Annotated in this window: 20 protein-coding genes and 1 other RNA gene; 5 read left to right on the top strand and 16 right to left on the bottom strand. The window is 71.0% G+C overall.

Annotated elements, in window-relative coordinates; translation table 11 throughout:
- Nucleotides 1–43: 43 nt before the first annotated feature.
- The 6 genes from LHA26_RS11285 to LHA26_RS11260 all read right to left on the bottom strand — a co-directional run bounded on the left by LHA26_RS11285 (nt 44) and on the right by LHA26_RS11260 (nt 5,010).
- Nucleotides 44–325: an accessory factor UbiK family protein gene (locus LHA26_RS11285; protein ID WP_252165714.1), complete on the bottom strand. Its 282-nt coding sequence runs from the start codon at nt 323–325 to the stop codon at nt 44–46.
- 18 nt (nt 326–343) lie between these two features.
- Nucleotides 344–898, bottom strand: coding sequence for a TspO/MBR family protein (locus LHA26_RS11280; RefSeq protein WP_252165713.1), 555 nt, complete (start codon nt 896–898; stop codon nt 344–346).
- Nucleotides 899–947: 49 nt separating this feature from the next.
- On the bottom strand, nt 948–1,712 hold the full coding sequence (locus LHA26_RS11275; RefSeq protein WP_252165712.1) for a TlyA family RNA methyltransferase: 765 nt from the start codon (nt 1,710–1,712) through the stop codon (nt 948–950).
- A gap of 351 nt (nt 1,713–2,063) precedes the next feature.
- Nucleotides 2,064–3,989, bottom strand: coding sequence for a 1-deoxy-D-xylulose-5-phosphate synthase (gene dxs, locus LHA26_RS11270; RefSeq protein WP_252165711.1), 1,926 nt, complete (start codon nt 3,987–3,989; stop codon nt 2,064–2,066).
- Between the two features lie 82 nt (nt 3,990–4,071).
- Nucleotides 4,072–4,581 (bottom strand): Fur family transcriptional regulator, encoded by a 510-nt coding sequence (locus LHA26_RS11265; protein ID WP_252165710.1) that lies wholly within the window; start codon nt 4,579–4,581, stop codon nt 4,072–4,074.
- A gap of 9 nt (nt 4,582–4,590) precedes the next feature.
- The gene (locus LHA26_RS11260) at nt 4,591–5,010 is read right to left on the bottom strand and encodes a MerC domain-containing protein (RefSeq protein WP_252165709.1); all 420 of its coding nucleotides are present in this window, start codon (nt 5,008–5,010) and stop codon (nt 4,591–4,593) included.
- 89 nt (nt 5,011–5,099) lie between these two features.
- On the opposite strand from LHA26_RS11260, the gene LHA26_RS11255 reads away from it, so the two are divergent.
- The 5 genes from LHA26_RS11255 to LHA26_RS11235 all read left to right on the top strand — a co-directional run bounded on the left by LHA26_RS11255 (nt 5,100) and on the right by LHA26_RS11235 (nt 8,361).
- Nucleotides 5,100–6,182, top strand: coding sequence for a COX15/CtaA family protein (locus LHA26_RS11255; protein WP_252165708.1), 1,083 nt, complete (start codon nt 5,100–5,102; stop codon nt 6,180–6,182).
- Between the two features lie 140 nt (nt 6,183–6,322).
- A complete protein-coding gene (gene rplM, locus LHA26_RS11250) occupies nt 6,323–6,802 on the top strand; it encodes a 50S ribosomal protein L13 (protein WP_252165707.1) in 480 nt (159 codons plus the stop codon).
- Nucleotides 6,802–7,335 carry a 30S ribosomal protein S9 gene (rpsI, locus tag LHA26_RS11245; protein ID WP_252165706.1) on the top strand — a complete coding sequence of 178 codons (534 nt, stop codon included), beginning with the start codon at nt 6,802–6,804 and terminating at the stop codon, nt 7,333–7,335. The genes rplM and rpsI overlap by 1 nt, the downstream gene beginning before the upstream one ends.
- A gap of 233 nt (nt 7,336–7,568) precedes the next feature.
- Nucleotides 7,569–7,739, top strand: a complete 171-nt coding sequence (locus LHA26_RS11240; RefSeq protein WP_252165705.1) for a hypothetical protein — start codon at nt 7,569–7,571, stop codon at nt 7,737–7,739.
- A gap of 40 nt (nt 7,740–7,779) precedes the next feature.
- Nucleotides 7,780–8,361 carry a peptidylprolyl isomerase gene (locus tag LHA26_RS11235; protein ID WP_252165704.1) on the top strand — a complete coding sequence of 194 codons (582 nt, stop codon included), beginning with the start codon at nt 7,780–7,782 and terminating at the stop codon, nt 8,359–8,361.
- 6 nt (nt 8,362–8,367) lie between these two features.
- Here LHA26_RS11235 and LHA26_RS11230 read toward each other — a convergent pair whose 3' ends face one another.
- The 10 genes from LHA26_RS11230 to LHA26_RS11185 all read right to left on the bottom strand — a co-directional run bounded on the left by LHA26_RS11230 (nt 8,368) and on the right by LHA26_RS11185 (nt 15,527).
- The gene (locus LHA26_RS11230; RefSeq protein WP_252165703.1) at nt 8,368–9,915 is read right to left on the bottom strand and encodes a peptide chain release factor 3; all 1,548 of its coding nucleotides are present in this window, start codon (nt 9,913–9,915) and stop codon (nt 8,368–8,370) included.
- Nucleotides 9,916–9,982: 67 nt separating this feature from the next.
- Complete coding sequence (locus LHA26_RS11225; RefSeq protein ID WP_252165702.1) at nt 9,983–10,303, bottom strand: YbaB/EbfC family nucleoid-associated protein; 321 nt, start codon at nt 10,301–10,303, stop codon at nt 9,983–9,985.
- Entirely contained in the window at nt 10,300–11,883 is a 1,584-nt protein-coding gene (locus LHA26_RS11220) for a DNA polymerase III subunit gamma/tau (protein WP_252168358.1), read from the bottom strand. The genes LHA26_RS11225 and LHA26_RS11220 overlap by 4 nt, the downstream gene beginning before the upstream one ends.
- A gap of 27 nt (nt 11,884–11,910) precedes the next feature.
- Nucleotides 11,911–12,006: signal recognition particle sRNA small type (gene ffs, locus LHA26_RS11215), an RNA gene on the bottom strand.
- 36 nt (nt 12,007–12,042) lie between these two features.
- Nucleotides 12,043–12,333: a type II toxin-antitoxin system RelE/ParE family toxin gene (locus LHA26_RS11210; protein ID WP_252165701.1), complete on the bottom strand. Its 291-nt coding sequence runs from the start codon at nt 12,331–12,333 to the stop codon at nt 12,043–12,045.
- On the bottom strand, nt 12,323–12,559 hold the full coding sequence (locus LHA26_RS11205) for a ribbon-helix-helix domain-containing protein (protein WP_252165700.1): 237 nt from the start codon (nt 12,557–12,559) through the stop codon (nt 12,323–12,325). The genes LHA26_RS11210 and LHA26_RS11205 overlap by 11 nt, the downstream gene beginning before the upstream one ends.
- A 31-nt stretch (nt 12,560–12,590) precedes the next feature.
- Nucleotides 12,591–12,926: a 2Fe-2S iron-sulfur cluster-binding protein gene (locus LHA26_RS11200; RefSeq protein WP_437441205.1), complete on the bottom strand. Its 336-nt coding sequence runs from the start codon at nt 12,924–12,926 to the stop codon at nt 12,591–12,593.
- Nucleotides 12,923–13,342, bottom strand: coding sequence for an NUDIX hydrolase (locus LHA26_RS11195; RefSeq protein WP_252165699.1), 420 nt, complete (start codon nt 13,340–13,342; stop codon nt 12,923–12,925). The genes LHA26_RS11200 and LHA26_RS11195 overlap by 4 nt, the downstream gene beginning before the upstream one ends.
- Nucleotides 13,339–14,454 (bottom strand): cysteine desulfurase family protein, encoded by a 1,116-nt coding sequence (locus tag LHA26_RS11190; RefSeq protein ID WP_252165698.1) that lies wholly within the window; start codon nt 14,452–14,454, stop codon nt 13,339–13,341. The genes LHA26_RS11195 and LHA26_RS11190 overlap by 4 nt, the downstream gene beginning before the upstream one ends.
- Nucleotides 14,451–15,527, bottom strand: coding sequence for a cysteine desulfurase family protein (locus LHA26_RS11185; protein WP_252165697.1), 1,077 nt, complete (start codon nt 15,525–15,527; stop codon nt 14,451–14,453). The genes LHA26_RS11190 and LHA26_RS11185 overlap by 4 nt, the downstream gene beginning before the upstream one ends.
- Between the last annotated feature and the right edge of the window lie 90 nt (nt 15,528–15,617).

The following is a 15,617-nucleotide window of genomic DNA, read 5'->3' as shown; positions in this document are numbered from 1 at the left end:
CGGCGCGGCAAGCCATAGGCTGCGGAAACCTGTGGAGAACCCTTCAGAGTTCGGTCGCCGGCCGCGGCGGAACGGGGGCCGAGGCCGCGCCGGCCTCGAGCGCCGCGACGCGCGCCTTCAGCGCATCCGCCTCGTCGCGCGCGGCGGCGGCCATCGCCTTGACCGCCTCGAACTCGTCGCGGCTCACGAAATCGGCGCCGCCCAGGAAGCTGCGCATCCGCTCGCGCATCTGCGCCTCGGCCTCGCGACCGGCGCCCGCCAGCGTGCCGGCGACGCCGTTCATCAGCTTGGCGAAATCGTCGAAAAGGCGGTTCTCGGTCTGCATCGCGTCACTCCTGGTCTGTCAGAGCGCGATCTGGGTGCTGGCCATGGGCCTGGCAATGGCGTTCGCGTCCGGATTGAGGATATCGATCGCGTGATTAAGCCAGGCGGCGAAGCAGAGCCAGCCCAGATAGGGCAGCATCAGCAAGGCCGCGCGACGTCGGATGCGGGCGAAGGCGAGCAGCGTCGCGATCGTCAGCGCGATCATCAGCAGGATCACGAAGAAGGCGGCGGCGATCTGGTGCGCGGCGAAGAAGAGCGGCGACCAGGCGAGATTGAGCGCGAACTGCGCGCAGAACAGGCCGATCGCCACGCCGCGGCCGACCGCGCGGCGCGCGGCGACGATCATGGCGAGCGCGAGGCCGATCAGAATGTAGAGGCTGGTCCAGGCGACGGGGAAGACCCAGGCCGGCGGCATCAGCCGGGGCTTGGCGAGCGCGGCGAACCAGCCATTGGCATAGCCGCTATTGGCGACCACGCCCGAGGCGATGCCGAGGAAGAGCACGGCCGGCACCACGAACAGCGCCACCCGCAGGAAGGACATGCGCAGCTGGCCGATGGATGCGATCTCGCTCATGCCCACTCCTTGCTCAGGCGGCTCAGGCCTAAGGGCTTTGCGCGGTCCGTCAATCTTTCTCGGCACCGACCAGGAATTCGACATTGCCCTCGGGCCCGGTGATCGGGCTGGTGGTGAGGCCGGCCACGCGCCAGCCGCTCGCCTCCAGCCAGGCGCGCACTTCGGCGCACACCCGCGCATGGACCTCGGGATCGCGCACCACCCCGCCCTTGCCGACCTCGCTCCGCCCCGCCTCGAACTGCGGCTTGATCAGCGCCGCCAGACGCGCGCCGGGCCGCGCCAGCGCCAGCGCCGCCGGCAGCACCTTGGCGAGCGCGATGAAGCTGGCGTCGCACACGACCAGATCGACGGGCTCGGGCACCTGCTGGCGATCGAGATGGCGGGCATTGGTGCGTTCCAGCACGATCACGCGCGGATCGTCGCGCAGCGACCAGGCGAGCTGGCCATGGCCGACATCCACCGCATAGACGCGCGCGGCGCCGCGGCTGAGCAGCACATGGGTGAAGCCGCCGGTCGACGCGCCGACATCGATCGCCACCTGTCCGGCCACGTCCCAGCCGAAATGCGCGAGCGCGTGATCGAGCTTGAGGCCGCCGCGCGACACCCAGGGATGATCGCGGCCCTTCACCATGAGCGGCGTATCGGGCGCCAGCGGCTGGCCCGCCTTCTCGATCTTGCGATCGCCGGAATAGACGAGGCCGGCGAGGATCAGCGCCTGGGCGCGGCTGCGGCTTTCGGCAAGGCCGCGATCGGCCAGAAGCTGGTCCGCGCGCAGCTTGCCGCCGAAATCCCTCCGCTCATCGGATTGCGCCATGTGCAATCGCCCTTCAATTACCAGCATTTGTAATATTGTTTCGCCGCGCATATCTGGCATTGCGCCGGCGGGAAATGCGTATCCGTACCCGCCGGCTGCCTATCAGAGGGACACTGTATGCGTATTTTCGAGAATGTGGCGATGGCCGCCGCCTTCATCGGGTTCGAGGCGCTCGCCGTGGGGACCTTGTTCATCCACTAAGCCTTGCCCGGCGGCGATGGCCGCCACGACAATCAAGCCGCCGCAACCCCGTTGCCGGCGGCTTTGTTGTATCCGCCGCCCTTCACCCTCCGCCGGAGGGCGGGTTCCGGCCGCCGCGACCGGCCCCGCCCGCCCGAGCGCCTCCAAGGATCAGGCGCGCGCGCCCTCGGCGAGGCCGACCGAATTGCGGCGCAGCGCCGTCAACACCGTGGCGACGATCCCCTCCGCGTCGAGCCCGGCCTCGGCATATTGCCGCTCGGGCTTGTCATGCGCCTGGAACATATCGGGCAGGCGCAGCGTGCGGATCTTGAGACCGGCATCGAGCAGCCCCTCGTCGGAGGCGAGGGTCAGCACATGGGCGCCGAGCCCGCCGATCGCATTCTCCTCGATGGTGACGACCACATCGTGCGTCGTCATCAGCCGGCGGATGAGCGCCTCGTCGAGCGGCTTGGCGAAGCGCAGATCGGCGACGCTGGTCGACAGGCCCTGCGCGTCCAGCCGATCGGCGGCCTTCAGCGCCTCGGTCAGCCGCGTGCCGAGCGAGAGGATCGCCACCTTCTTGCCCTCGCGCACCAGCCGCCCCTTGCCGATGGCGAGCCGCTCGGGCACCGCCGGCAGCGCGACACCGGTGCCGTTGCCGCGCGGATAGCGCAGCGCGATCGGCCCGCTATCGTGCATCGCGGCGGTGTGGACCATGTGCACCAGCTCGGCCTCGTCGGCGGCGGCCATCACCACCATATTCGGCAGGCTGGCGAGATAGGTGACATCGAACGAGCCGGCATGGGTCGCGCCGTCGGCGCCGACCAGACCGGCGCGATCGATCGCGAAGCGCACGGGCAGATTCTGAATCGCGACATCGTGCACGACCTGATCATAGGCGCGCTGCAGGAAGGTGGAGTAGATGGCGGCGAACGGCCGCATCCCCTGCGCCGCGAGCCCGGCCGCGAAGGTGACCGCGTGCTGCTCGGCGATGCCCACGTCGAACACCCGGTCGGGAAAGGCCTTCTGGAAGGAGTCCAGGCCGGTGCCCGAGGGCATGGCGGCGGTGATCGCGCAGATGGTAGGATCGCGCCGCGCCTCGGCCACGAGCGCCTCGGCGAACACGCCGGTATAGCTGGGCGGCCCGGCGGGGCCCTTGTCCTGCTTGCCGGTCAGCACGTCGAACTTCTGGACGCCGTGATATTTGTCGGGCGCGTTCTCGGCCGGCGCATAGCCATGGCCCTTCTTGGTGACGACATGCACCAGGATGGGCCCCTGCGCCGCATCGCGCACATTCTCGAGCACCGGGATCAGGTGATCGAGATTATGGCCGTCGATCGGGCCGACATAATAGAAGCCGAGTTCCTCGAACAGCGTGCCGCCGATCGCCATGCCACGGGCATATTCATCGGTCTTGCGCGCGGCATCGGCGAGCGGGCGCGGCAGCCGCTGCGCGATCTTCTTGGCGACGTCGCGCAGGCTGAGAAAGGGCCGGCTCGACACGATTTGCGCCAGATAGGCGGAGAGACCGCCGACCGGCGGCGCGATCGACATATCGTTATCGTTGAGGATCACGACCAGCCGGTTGCCCGCCGCGGCGGCGTTGTTCATCGCCTCATAGGCCATGCCGGCCGACATCGCGCCGTCACCGATCACCGCTATGGCCTTGCCGGGGCGGCCCGACAGCTTGTTGGCGATGGCGAAGCCGAGCGCCGCCGAGATGGAGGTGGAGCTGTGCGCGGCGCCGAACGGATCATATTCGCTCTCGGCGCGCTGGGTGAAGCCGGACAGGCCGCCCCCCTGGCGCAGCGTGCGGATGCGATCGCGGCGACCGGTGAGGATCTTGTGCGGATAGGCCTGGTGGCCGACATCCCAGATCAGCGTGTCGCGCGGCGTATCGAACACATAATGGATGGCCGCCGTCAGCTCGACCACGCCGAGCCCGGACCCGAGATGGCCGCCCGTCACGCCCACGGCGGCGATCATCTCCGCGCGCAGCTCATCGGCGAGCTGGCGCAGCTGGCTGGGCTTTAGCCGGCGCAATTCCTCAGGCGTAGCAACCTGATCGAGCAGCGGCGTTTCGGGGCGTTGCGACACGAACCATTCTCCTCAAGCCGCCCTGTCTACGACAAGGCGCCCACACTGTCGAAGGGAGAAAGATCGCCCACGCCCGATGCGATCAATCTCCGCCGCCGGCGGTGCAGGCCGGACACAAGCCGCGCACCTCGATGACCGGCCGCTCCGCGCGAAAACCAGCCGCGGCCGCGGCGGCGCGCACCTGCCCCGCGATCGCGTCGTCGTCAAGGTGCAGGGTCACGCCGCAACGGGCACAGACGAGGAAGATGCAATCGTGACGGCAGCCCGGATGCGGATTGGCGACATAGGCGTTGGCGCTCTCGATGCGCTGCGCGACATTGCTCGCCACGAACAGATCGAGGATGCGGTAGATGCTGTTAGCGGCGACGCGCCGTTCCTGACGGCGCGACAGATCCTCCGCGATATCATAGGCCGAAGCCGGGCGGTCGAACCCTCCCAGGCTCTCGAACACCGCCGCGCGCAGCTGCGTCCATTGCTCGCCCCGGCTCTCCAGCGCGGCCCGGGCGGCCTCGGCCAGCGCGGCGCCTTCGGGCAGGCGATGGGCGTGCGGCGGGCCGGAAACCGGAGCGGCGGCGCGGATGCTGGCGGTCATTGAGGGAAATTAGGCCGCCGGGCGCGCTTCCACAAGGCCGCGCGGGCGGGCGTTGAGCCGGTGGGCGATGGCGAGCAGCGTCACGCCGGCCATGGTGCAGGCGAGTTCGGCGAGGCCGTGCGGCACCACCAGCCCCGCCGCCATCAGCACCAGCCCGGCGCCGCCGAGCAGCAGCGGGCGGCGATCGCGATGCGCGCGGAAGCCCCGGCCGAGCGCGATCGCGCCGAACAGCACCGCGAGCGCGAAGCCGACTTCATGATAGGCGGGATTGGCGAGCGCCGCGCCGAGCGAGGCGAGGCTGGCGGCGAGCAGCACCGTCGCCACGCAATGGACCAGGCACAGGCCCGACAGGCCGATCGCCAGCCGATCCAGCCGGCTGGCCCCCGCGACGCGGGCCGATGCGGCGGATCTTTCTGCGGAAACTCCCATGGCCGGCATATAGCGGCACGGCGCGATGATACAATATCTCCTCAGCGCATTTTCTTGAACGCGCGCGGCCCGCGGCGCATAGCCGCGCCATGGCTTCCGCGCTTCCCCGCTCCGCCTCGCGCCTGCCGCTGCGCCCGGCCGCGCCCCGCCCCGCCCCGCGGGCGCTGGCGCGCTGGCTGTTCCTCGTCGCCGGCCTCGTCTTCGCCATGGTGGTGGTGGGCGGAATCACGCGGCTCACCGAATCGGGCCTGTCGATCGTCGAATGGAAGCCCGTGTCGGGCACGCTCCCGCCGCTGACGCACCAGGCCTGGGAGGCCGCCTTCGACGCCTACAAGGCGACGCCGCAATATCAGCAGATCAATCGCGGCATGAGCCTGGCGGCGTTCCAGCAGATCTTCTTCTGGGAATATGTGCATCGCCTGCTCGGCCGGCTGATCGGGCTGGTGATGGCGGCGGTGCTGCTGACGGCCTGGTGGCGGCGCGCGATTCCGCGCGGCTTCGGCTGGCGCATGGTGGCGATCCTCGCGCTGGGCGGGCTGCAGGGCGCGATCGGCTGGTGGATGGTGAAGTCCGGCCTGCAGGCGCGCACCGAGGTGAGCCATGTCCGCCTCGCGGTGCATCTCGTCAACGCGCTCTTCATCTATGCGGTGCTGATCTGGGTGGCGCTGGACCTGCGCGAACTGGCGCGCGACCGGGCCGCCGGGCGGGCGCGGCTGAGCGGGCTGGGCCTGGTGGCGCTGCTGCTGCTCTTCCTCCAGATCACGCTGGGCGCCTTCACCGCCGGGCTGCGCGCCGGCTATGCCTTCGCCTCCTGGCCGCTGATGGGCGACCGGCTCTTCCCGCAGGGCGGCTGGGATCGCGCGCGCTCCACCGCCGCCAATCTCGTCAACAATCCGATCGCGGTGCAGTTCGTGCATCGCTGGTGGGCATTCGTGGTGGCGGTGGCGATGATGATGATCGCCGCCGCCGCGCGCCGCGCCGGCCATCCGCGCATCGCCACCGCGCTGATCGCGCTGGTGACGGTGCAGATCCTGCTGGGCATTTCCACGCTGATGAGCGGCGTCGCGCTGCCGATCGCGGTCGGCCATCAGGCGGTGGCGACGCTGCTGCTCGGCGCGCTGGTCTGGGGGGTGCACAGCACCGGCCGAAATCGGCGGCTTTCCGCCGTCTAGCGCCGTGGTATCATAGTACCTTCTTCGAGAAGCCCCGTTTTGCTTGACTTGCCGGCCCATCTTCGTCATTGAGCCGGCCGTGGCGCCGCTCCCGCAAGGGGCGGCGCGCTGCGTTTCTCGCGAATCGGAGATTTGGGGCCATGAAGGCGCTCATGAAGACCACCAAGTCGGCGACGCCGGCCACGGTGGAAAAGAAGTGGCACGTGATCGATGCCGAGGGCCTGGTTGTCGGCCGGCTCGCCTCGATCGTCGCCAACATCCTGCGCGGCAAGCATAAGCCGAGCTTCACCCCGCATATCGATTGTGGCGACAACGTCATCATCGTCAATGCGTCCAAGGTGCGCTTCACCGGCCGCAAGCTCGCCAACAAGATCTACTACAAGCACACCGGCTATGCCGGCGGCATCAAGGAAATCACCGCGCAGAAGGTGCTCGAGGGTCGCTTCCCCGAGCGCGTGCTGGAAAAGGCGGTGGAGCGCATGATCCCGCGCGGGCCGCTGGGCCGCCAGCAGATGCGCAACCTGCGCATCTTCGCCGGCGCCGAGCATGACCATGCCGCGCAGAACCCGCATGTCCTCGACGTCGCGGCCATGAACCGCAAGAACAAGGTGGGCGCCTGATGTCCGACAATCGCCAGTCCCTTTCCGATCTCGCGGCGCTCACCGGCCAGGCGCCGGCGGACGCGGGCGCACCCGCTGCCGCCGCCTCGGCGTCGTTCGGCGATGTCCCCAGCGCCGCGCCGCTGCGCGAGCGTCAGGTCGACGCGCTCGGCCGCGCCTATGCGACCGGCCGCCGCAAGGATGCCGTCGCCCGCGTGTGGCTGAAGCCGGGCAGCGGCAAGATCACGGTCAATGGCCGCGATCAGGAAGTCTATTTCGCGCGCCCCACGCTGCGCCTGGTGATCAACCAGCCGTTCGGCGTGGCCGGCCGCGAGGGCCAGTATGACGTGATCTGCACCGTCACCGGCGGCGGCCTTTCGGGCCAGGCCGGCGCGGTGAAGCACGGCATCGCCCAGGCGCTGACCCGCTTCGAGCCGATCCTGCGCACGCCCGTGAAGCAGGCCGGCTTCCTCACCCGCGACGCGCGCGCGGTCGAGCGTAAGAAGTACGGCAAGGCCAAGGCCCGCCGCAGCTTCCAGTTCTCGAAGCGCTAAGCGATCCGGCGCGGCGCCCCGCCGCGCCGCCGATGCGTGCCAACGCCCGCGTGGAGCGATCCGCGCGGGCGTTTTGGCGTAAGCGGCGGCGGCATCAGGGTTTCGACCAAAGGCCATCTCGCCAGAGCGAGGCCGGCGGACGATCAGGAGAGGCTTAGGGCCTGCGCGGGCAGGGCCCGGGGGGAGCGTTCCCGCCGCCGCGGCGTTTTCCCCCGTGGAGAGTGGAGGCGCCCATGCCGTTCGACAGCAGAAGCTGGAACCCCGAGCCCAGGCCCCCGGAAAAGCCGGCGCGCGGCGGCGAGACGGTGCTGCTCTACAGCGCCTTCGTGCTGGCGGTGTTGCTCATGCTGATGCCGATCTCGGCGGGCGCGCTGATCGATCTCTGGCGCTATCTCGCGCGGTGACGGCTTGCCTGGCGCGGCGGCCGCGCCGCACAAGGCGCGGATGATTCGCCTCGCCCTGCTGCTCGCCGCCCTGTCCGCCCCGCTTGCCGCCGCCCGCCCCGCCGCCGAGCCCGAAGTCCGGCTGGAGACCAGCGCGGGGCCGATCACCCTCGCCATCGATGTGCGCCATGCCCCGATCACCGGGCGCAACTTCCTGCGCTATGTCGACGAGCACCGGTTCGACGGCACCAGCTTCTACCGCGCCGCGCGCGGCAAGCGCGATCCCAAGACCGGGCTGGTGCAGGGCGGGATCAACCATTTCATGCCCAAATCGCTGCCCCCGATCGCGCATGAGCCGACCGGCAAGACCGGGCTGCGCCATATCGACGGCACGCTGTCCATGGCGCGCAACGCGCCGGGCACCGCCATGGGCGATTTCTTCATCGTCGTCGGGCCGGGCGCCTATCTGGACGAGGCGCCCAATTATCCGGGCTATGCCGCCTTCGGCCATGTCGTGCGCGGCATGGACGTGGTGCGCGCGATGCTGGCCGCCAAAACCTATCCCGGCGGCTGGGACCAGCAGACGATCGGCCAGTCGCTGGTCCGCCCGGTGAAGATCCTGCGCGCGGTGCGCGTGCGCTAGCGCGGCTCAGGCCGCCGCGCGCTCGCGCGTCGCCGAGAAGCGGATTTCGGGCGCGCGCTCGGCGACATAGTTCACCTCCCACTGGTCGCGCGCGAGGAAGACGGGGGCGCCATCGCGATCCTCCGCCATCGCGCTGCCGCGTCCGGCCATGAACGCCTTGAGATCCGCCGGATCCTCCGCCGAGATCCAGCGCGCCGTATCGAACGGCGCGGGCTCGAACTCGGCCGGGACGCCATATTCCGCCGAGAGCCGCGAGATCAGCACCTCGAGCTGGAGCTGACCGACCACGCCGACGATCCATTGCGAGCCGATCAGCGGCTTGAACAGCTGGGTCACGCCCTCCTCGGCCATGTCGGTGAGCGCGGTGCGGAGCTGCTTGGTCTTGGTGGGATCGAGCAGGCGGACGCGGCGCAGGATTTCGGGCGCGAAATTGGGGATGCCGGTGAAGGTGAGCGTCTCGCCCTCGGTGAGCGTATCGCCGACGCGCAGCACGCCATGATTGGGGATGCCGATGATATCGCCCGGCAGCGCCGTTTCGGCGAGTTCGCGATCCTGCGCGAAGAAGAAGATGGGCGAGTTGATCGCGATCGTCTTGCCCGTCTGGACCTGGCGCAGCTTCATGCCACGCTTGAACCGGCCCGAGCAGACGCGGAGAAAGGCGATGCGATCGCGGTGCGCGGGGTTCATATTGGCCTGCACCTTGAAGATGAAGCCGGATACCTTGGGATCCTCCGGCAGCACCGGGCGCGGCGCGGCCGGCTGGCTGCGCGGCGGCGGCGCATAGGCGGCGATCGCATCGATCAGCGCCTCGACGCCATATTCGCGCAGCGCCGAGCCGAAGAAGACAGGCGTCTGATCGCCGGCGCGATAGGCCTGCTCGTCAAACCCGCCATAGCCGCCCAGCGCCAGCTCGGCCTCGTCGCGCAGCAGTTGCGCGCCCTCGACCAGCCCGTCCAGCCGGGCATCGCCGAGCCCGTCCACCTGCTCCGGCGGCTGTTCGGGGCGGAACAGCGCCGAGCGGCCGAAATCGAACAGGCCTTCATAGGTGCCGCCCATGCCGACCGGCCAGTTCATCGGCGTCACGTCGAGCGCCAGCTTGTCGGCGATCTCGTCGAGCAGCGCGAAGGGCGACAGGCCCTCGCGATCCACCTTGTTGATGAAGGTGATGATCGGCACCGAGCGGAGCCGGCAGACCTCGAACAGCTTGCGCGTCTGCGCCTCGATGCCGCGCGCGGCATCGATCACCATCACCGCCGAATCGACCGCGGTGAGCGTGCGGTAGGTGTCTTCCGAGAAATCCTCGTGGCCGGGCGTATCGAGCAGGTTGAAGGTCAGCCCGTCGCGCACGAAGGTCATCACCGAGGAGGTGACCGAGATGCCGCGCTGCTGCTCGATCTTCATCCAGTCCGAGCGCGCGCGCCGATTGGCGCCGCGCGCGCGCACCTCGCCGGCCAGATGGATGGCGCCGCCGGCAAGCAGCAGCTTCTCGGTCAGCGTGGTCTTGCCGGCGTCGGGATGCGAGATGATGGCGAAGGTGCGGCGATCGGAACTCATGCGCCGCGCTGTAGCGGATCGGGCGGACGGATAAAGCCCCGCGCCGCGCGAAAACGCCCCCTCCCGATCAGAAGGGCAGCTTAAAGCCCGGCGGCAACGGCAGGCCGGCGGTGAGCTTGCCCATCTCCTGGCTGGAGGCGGCATCGGCCTTGGTCCGCGCATCGTTGAAGGCGGCGGCCACCAGATCCTCGAGCATCGCCTTCTCCGAGGGCTGCAACAGGCTGTCGTCGATCGAGACGCCGAGGATGCGGCCCTTGGCGGTGGCGCGCACGGTGACGAGCCCGCCGCCGGCGGCGCCTTCCACCTCGATCTGATCGAGCGACGCCTGGGCGGTGCTCAGCTGCTCCTGCACATTCTGCGCGGCCTTCATCAGCTCTTCGATGTTCATAACCCACTCCTTTGATCGGCGACGATGCGGGCGTCGGGAAAGGCTTGCAGCACCGCCGCGACGACGGGGCTTTCGCGTTCGGCGCGGGCGGCCTCGTCGGCGCGTTCGCGTTCGCGCTCGCGCAGCGTCGGCTCGCCGGCCGCCTCGGCGATGGTGACCTGCCAGCCAATGTCGCACACCGTCTTGAGCGCGGCGGCGAGATTGCCGTCGAGCGGACGCCGCGGGTGCAGCACCAGCTCGGGCGGCGCATAGCGCACGAGGCTGGCATAATCATGCAGCTGCTGCGCGAGATGCGCGTGGCTGCGGTCGAGCGCCTCGATCAGCGCCGCGAAGCTTTCGGGCGCGCGCGGCGGCGGCGGCGCGACGGGCGCGGCGGAGGCGGCGACCGGCAGCGACGCGGCCGCGCCGCCGATCTCGCCGGCGGTGAGGCGCCGGATCAGCTCGGCGGGATCGGGCAGCTCGCCGGCATGGACGACGCGCAGCAGCGCCATTTCCGCCGCTTCCAGGGGGATGGCGCTGCTCTCCACCTCGGCCAGGCCCTTGAGCAGCAGCTGCCAGAGGCGGTGCAGCAGCGCATGGCTGAGCCGCTCCGCCCATTGCTCCACCGCCGCGCGTTCCTCCTCGGCAAAGGCCGGATCGGGTGCGCCGCCGGCCTTGAGGCGGGTGACGCCGTGCACCGTTTCGAGCAGCCCGCGGATCAAGCCGGCGGGATCGACGCCGAGCGCATGCTGATCGGCCAGCGCGGCCAGCACCGCCGGCGCGTCGCCCGCGAGCAGATGCGCGAACAGCCGCCGCACCGCGCCGCGATCGGACAGGCCCAGCATCGCCCGCACCTGCGCGGCGGTGACGCCGCTTTCCTCGATCCCGGCATGGGCGATCGCCTGATCGAGGATGGAGAGGCCATCGCGCGCCGATCCCTCGGCCGCGCGCGCGATCAGCGCCAGCGCCTCGGGCTCGGCCGCCACCGCCTCGGCGGCGCAGACGGCGGCGAAGTGGCGCGCCAGCAGATCGGCCGGGATGCGCCGCAGATCGAAGCGCTGGCAGCGCGACAGCACCGTCACCGGCACCTTGTTCACCTCGGTGGTGGCGAACAGGAACTTCACGTGCGCGGGCGGCTCTTCCAGGGTTTTCAGCAACGCATTGAAGGCGTTGCGGGAGAGCATATGGACTTCGTCGATGATGTAGATCTTGTAGCGCGCGGACACGGCGGCATAGCGCACCGCCTCGATGATCTCGCGTACATCGTCGACCCCGGTATGGCTGGCGGCGTCCATCTCGACCACGTCGATATGGCGGCCCTCGGCGATGGCGCGGCACGGCTCGCACTGGCCGCAGGGATCGATCGTCGGCCCGCCCTGCCCGTCCGGGCCGATGCAGTTGAGCGCCTTGGCGATGAGGCGGGCAGTCGAGGTCTTGCCGACGCCACGCACGCCGGTGAGCAGAAAGGCATGGGCCAGCCGCCCGCGCCGAATCGCATTGCCCAGCGTCTGCACCATCGCATCCTGGCCGATCAGCTCGGCAAAGCGCTGCGGCCGGTATTTGCGCGCGAGCACGCGATAGGGTGTGGCGGAGTCGGTCATCATGGGGAGGGTAGCCGCAAAGTGCGGCGGGTGGGAGCCGGGACGACCCGATGCGAAATCGTTACGGCTGCTTCCTTCCGGACCTGACCGAGTTGGCGACGGCAGCGTCCGCCCGACTCCCGGCCGGGCATATGGTCGATCCCGGCGGCGGACGCAAGCTTAGCCAAGCGCATCGGGCGCGGCCATGCGGCGGTGGAGGATGCGCACCAGCTCGGGCCCGTCCGCCGCGTCCTGCCGCACATAGAGGATCTGCGCGCCGAGCGGCACCGCGCGCAGCGCCGCGCCGTCGGCGAGCCGCAGCGGCGTGCCTGCCTGCTCGCCTGCGTCCAGCGCCGCCAGCCGGGCGAGCAGCGCCGCGCCGAAGCGGGCGAGCGGGGCCGCGCCCTGGCGCGCCGCGATCAGCCCGGCGAGCGCGCGGAGATCGGCCTCGGCGCTTCGGCTAAGCCGCATCGCCGCCCCGCGCCGCCGCCGCGAGGATCGCCTCGGCGCTGGCGCTGGCGGGCCCGCTCGCCAGCCCTTCGGCGAGCGCGGCATGCAGCGCCTCCACGTGCCGGGCGTGGTGATCCATGATCAGCGCCTGGAGAAAGGCCTCGCCATCGGCATAGCCCTGCTCGGCCGCCTGTGCCTCGACATAGGCCTGCATGGCCTCGCTCATGCGGACGGTGATCGCTCCCATGGCGCGGCCATGGCGCGGCGCGGCCGGCCGGTCAACGCCCGGTCATGTCGTGCGCGGCGCCGGGCAGCCGCACGGTCAGGCTCTCCCAGCTGGGATCGAGCCAGATCTGGCAGGCCAGACGCGAGGTGCGGCCGACATGGGCGGCGAGATCGAGCAGATCCTCCTCGGCCTCCGAGGCGGGCGGAAGCTTGGCGAAATCCTCCGGCGCGACCAGCACATGGCAGGTGGAGCAGGCCATCTGCCCCTCGCACGTTCCCTCCAGCGGCTGACCATCGGCCTGCGCCACATCGAGCAGCCGCGCGCCGGGCGCGGCCTCGCGCTCGCCCGCCGGGCGGCCGCCGGCATCCAGAAATCGCACGCGGATCACGGCCTCTCCCCCAGATAATCGGCGACGCGCGCCTGCAGCGCCGGCACCGCATCGGCCCGGCGCAGAAAATCGGACACGGCCAGCATCGCCCAGCGTTGGCCTTCCTCGCCGAAGCGGATCGCGGCGATCTCTCCGGCTTCGATCGCGCCGGCGAAGAACCAGCCGAACGCGCCGGGATGGTCCATGCTCGGATAGCGCCGCCGCCAGATCAGCCGATCCGGCGCGAGGCGGAGGCCGAATTCCTCCTCCAATTCGCGCAGCACCGTCTGCTCGGGCGTCTCGGCGCCTTCACGGCCGCCGCCGGGCAGATCCCAGCGGCCGGCATGGCGCAGCCCGGGCCGGTCGTCGCGCTGATAGGCGAGCAGCGTGTCGCCGTGCAGCAGCGCCAGCTTGGCGCCGTGAAACTCTTCGGTCATGCCGCCGCCAGCCCCTGGCGCGCCGCGCCCGCCATCAGCAGCGCCAGCGCCTCGTCCAAGGCCGCCGCCTCGGTATAGCGGCCAAAGCCCAGGCGGAGGCTGGCGCGCGCCTCGGCATCGGACAGGCCGAGCGCGCGGAGCACATGGCTCGGCCGGCCCGAACCGCTGGCGCAGGCCGAGCCGGCGGAAAAGGCGACGTCGCGCGTCTCCGCCATCAGCCGCGCCACGTCGAGCCCGGGGAGGCGGAGGTTGAGATTGCCGTGCCAGCGCGGATCGGCGGCGCCGTTCAGCAGCCAGCCCGGCCCCAGCGTATCGCGGGCGCGGGTCCAGAGCCGCGCGACATGGGCGGCATCCTCCGCCATGCGCGCGCCCGCCAGCCGCGCCGCCGCGCCGAAGCCCGCGCACAGCATCGGCGCCAGCGTGCCCGAACGCCCGCCCGCCTCCTGGCCGCCGCCGTGCAGCAGCGGCGCAAGCGCGATTCCCTCACGCAGCCACAGCGCGCCGATGCCCTTGGGTCCGTGGATCTTGTGCGCGGAGAGCGCGATGAGATCGCACGCCGCGACCGGCACCGGAATGCGGCCATAGCCCTGCACCGCATCGCACAGCATCACCGCGCCGGCGGCGCGGGCGAGCGCGCCGAGCGCCTCGATCGGCTGGATCACGCCGATCTCGTTGTTGACGAGCATCGCCGCGACCAGCGCTGTTTGGCCGTCAATGGCGCGGGCGGCGGCGTCGAGATCGACCAGCCCCGCGCGATCCACGGGGAGCACCACCAGCTCATGGCCGTGCCCCGCCAGCCAGCGCATCGTATCGAGCGTCGCGGCATGTTCGGTGGCGAGCGTGACGAGTCGCGGCCGCTCCGGCCGGGCGCGGGCCACGCCCTTGATCGCCCAGTTGAGCGACTCGGTCGCGCCGCTGGTGAAGGCGAGCCGGCCGCCTGGGCCGAGCAGCGCCGCCACCCGGTCGCGCGCCTGCTCCACCACCGCGCGGGCGCGGCGCGCGGCGGCATGGGGGCCGTGCGGATTGGCCCCGTCATCCCCCAGAAAGGGCCGCATCGCCGCCGCCGCCTCCGGCGCGAGCGGCGTGCTCGCCTGGTAATCGAGATAGATCATGCCGCCCGCGCGCGCGCCTCCTCGGCGATGCGACGCCAGCTTTCGGCGAAGCGCCACACCTCCTCGCGCCGCGTGGTGCGGCCGAAGCTGATCCGGATCACCTCGCCCGCCGCCATATTGTCGAAGCCCATCGCCGCCAGCACGGGGCTGGTGCGCAGCGTGCCGGACGAGCAGGCGCTGCCCGCCGACACGGCGAAGCCGGCGAGATCGAAGTGGATGAGCTGGGCGGCGGCGGCGACGCCGGGCATGCGGTAGGCGGCGATGGTGGGGATGCGCGGGCCGGCGCGGGCGACGATCTCGCCGCCGGCGGCCTCGATCGCGCCGTCGCACTGGGCGCGCAGCTCCGCCGCGCGCTCCATCCAGGCATCGCCCTCGTCGAGCGCGGCGGCCATGGCGGCGATGCCGGGGCCGTTCTCGGTGCCCGAGCGATAGCCCTGCTCCTGGCCGCCGGTGGGCGCGAGCGTGGCGAGATCGCGCACCAGGAGCGCGCCCACGCCCGGCGGGCCGCCGAACTTGTGCGCGGAAAAGGCGATGAAATCGGCACCCGCCGGCAGAGCCAGCTTGCCGACCGACTGGGTCGCGTCGCACAGCCACAGGCCGCCCGCCGCGCGCACCGCCTCCTCGATGATGTCGAGCGGCTGGAGGACGCCCGTCTCGCTGTTGACATGCTGGATGGCCACCAGCGGCCGCTCGCCGCCGCGCTCGAGCGCGAGCGCGAGACCGAGCGCGCCCACCCGGCCATCGCGCTCCACCGGCACGATCACCGGCGCGCGGGCGGCGCGGCGCACCGCATCATGCTCCACCGCCGAGATCAAATGCTGTCCGGCGAAGGCGCGGTCGAACACCGTCGCCAGCCCCTCGCTCGCGCCGCTGGTGAAGAGGATGGCCCCGCGCCAGCCGAGCCGATCGGCCAGGCGGGCGCGCGCCTGTTCCAGCGCGGCGCGCGCGGCGCGGCCTTCGGCATGGGGCGAGGAGGGATTGGCCCAGCGCTCCGCCGTCGCCAGCAGCGCCTCCCGCGCCACCGGTCGCAGCGGGGTGGTGGCGGCGTGATCCAGATAGATGCGAAGGCCCATGACGCGACGCGGCGCTCCCGGTTCAATTCCTTAGCCACGCGAAGATTGCGCGGCCTGCGCGCTTTTCTATATAGGACGCCGCTTCTCCGG

The organism is Sphingomonas morindae, assembly GCF_023822065.1.
Taxonomy (GTDB): domain Bacteria; phylum Pseudomonadota; class Alphaproteobacteria; order Sphingomonadales; family Sphingomonadaceae; genus Solisphingomonas; species Solisphingomonas morindae.
The sequence above is the reverse complement of the archived record's forward strand: the minus strand, read 5'-3'. Positions and strand labels throughout refer to the sequence as shown.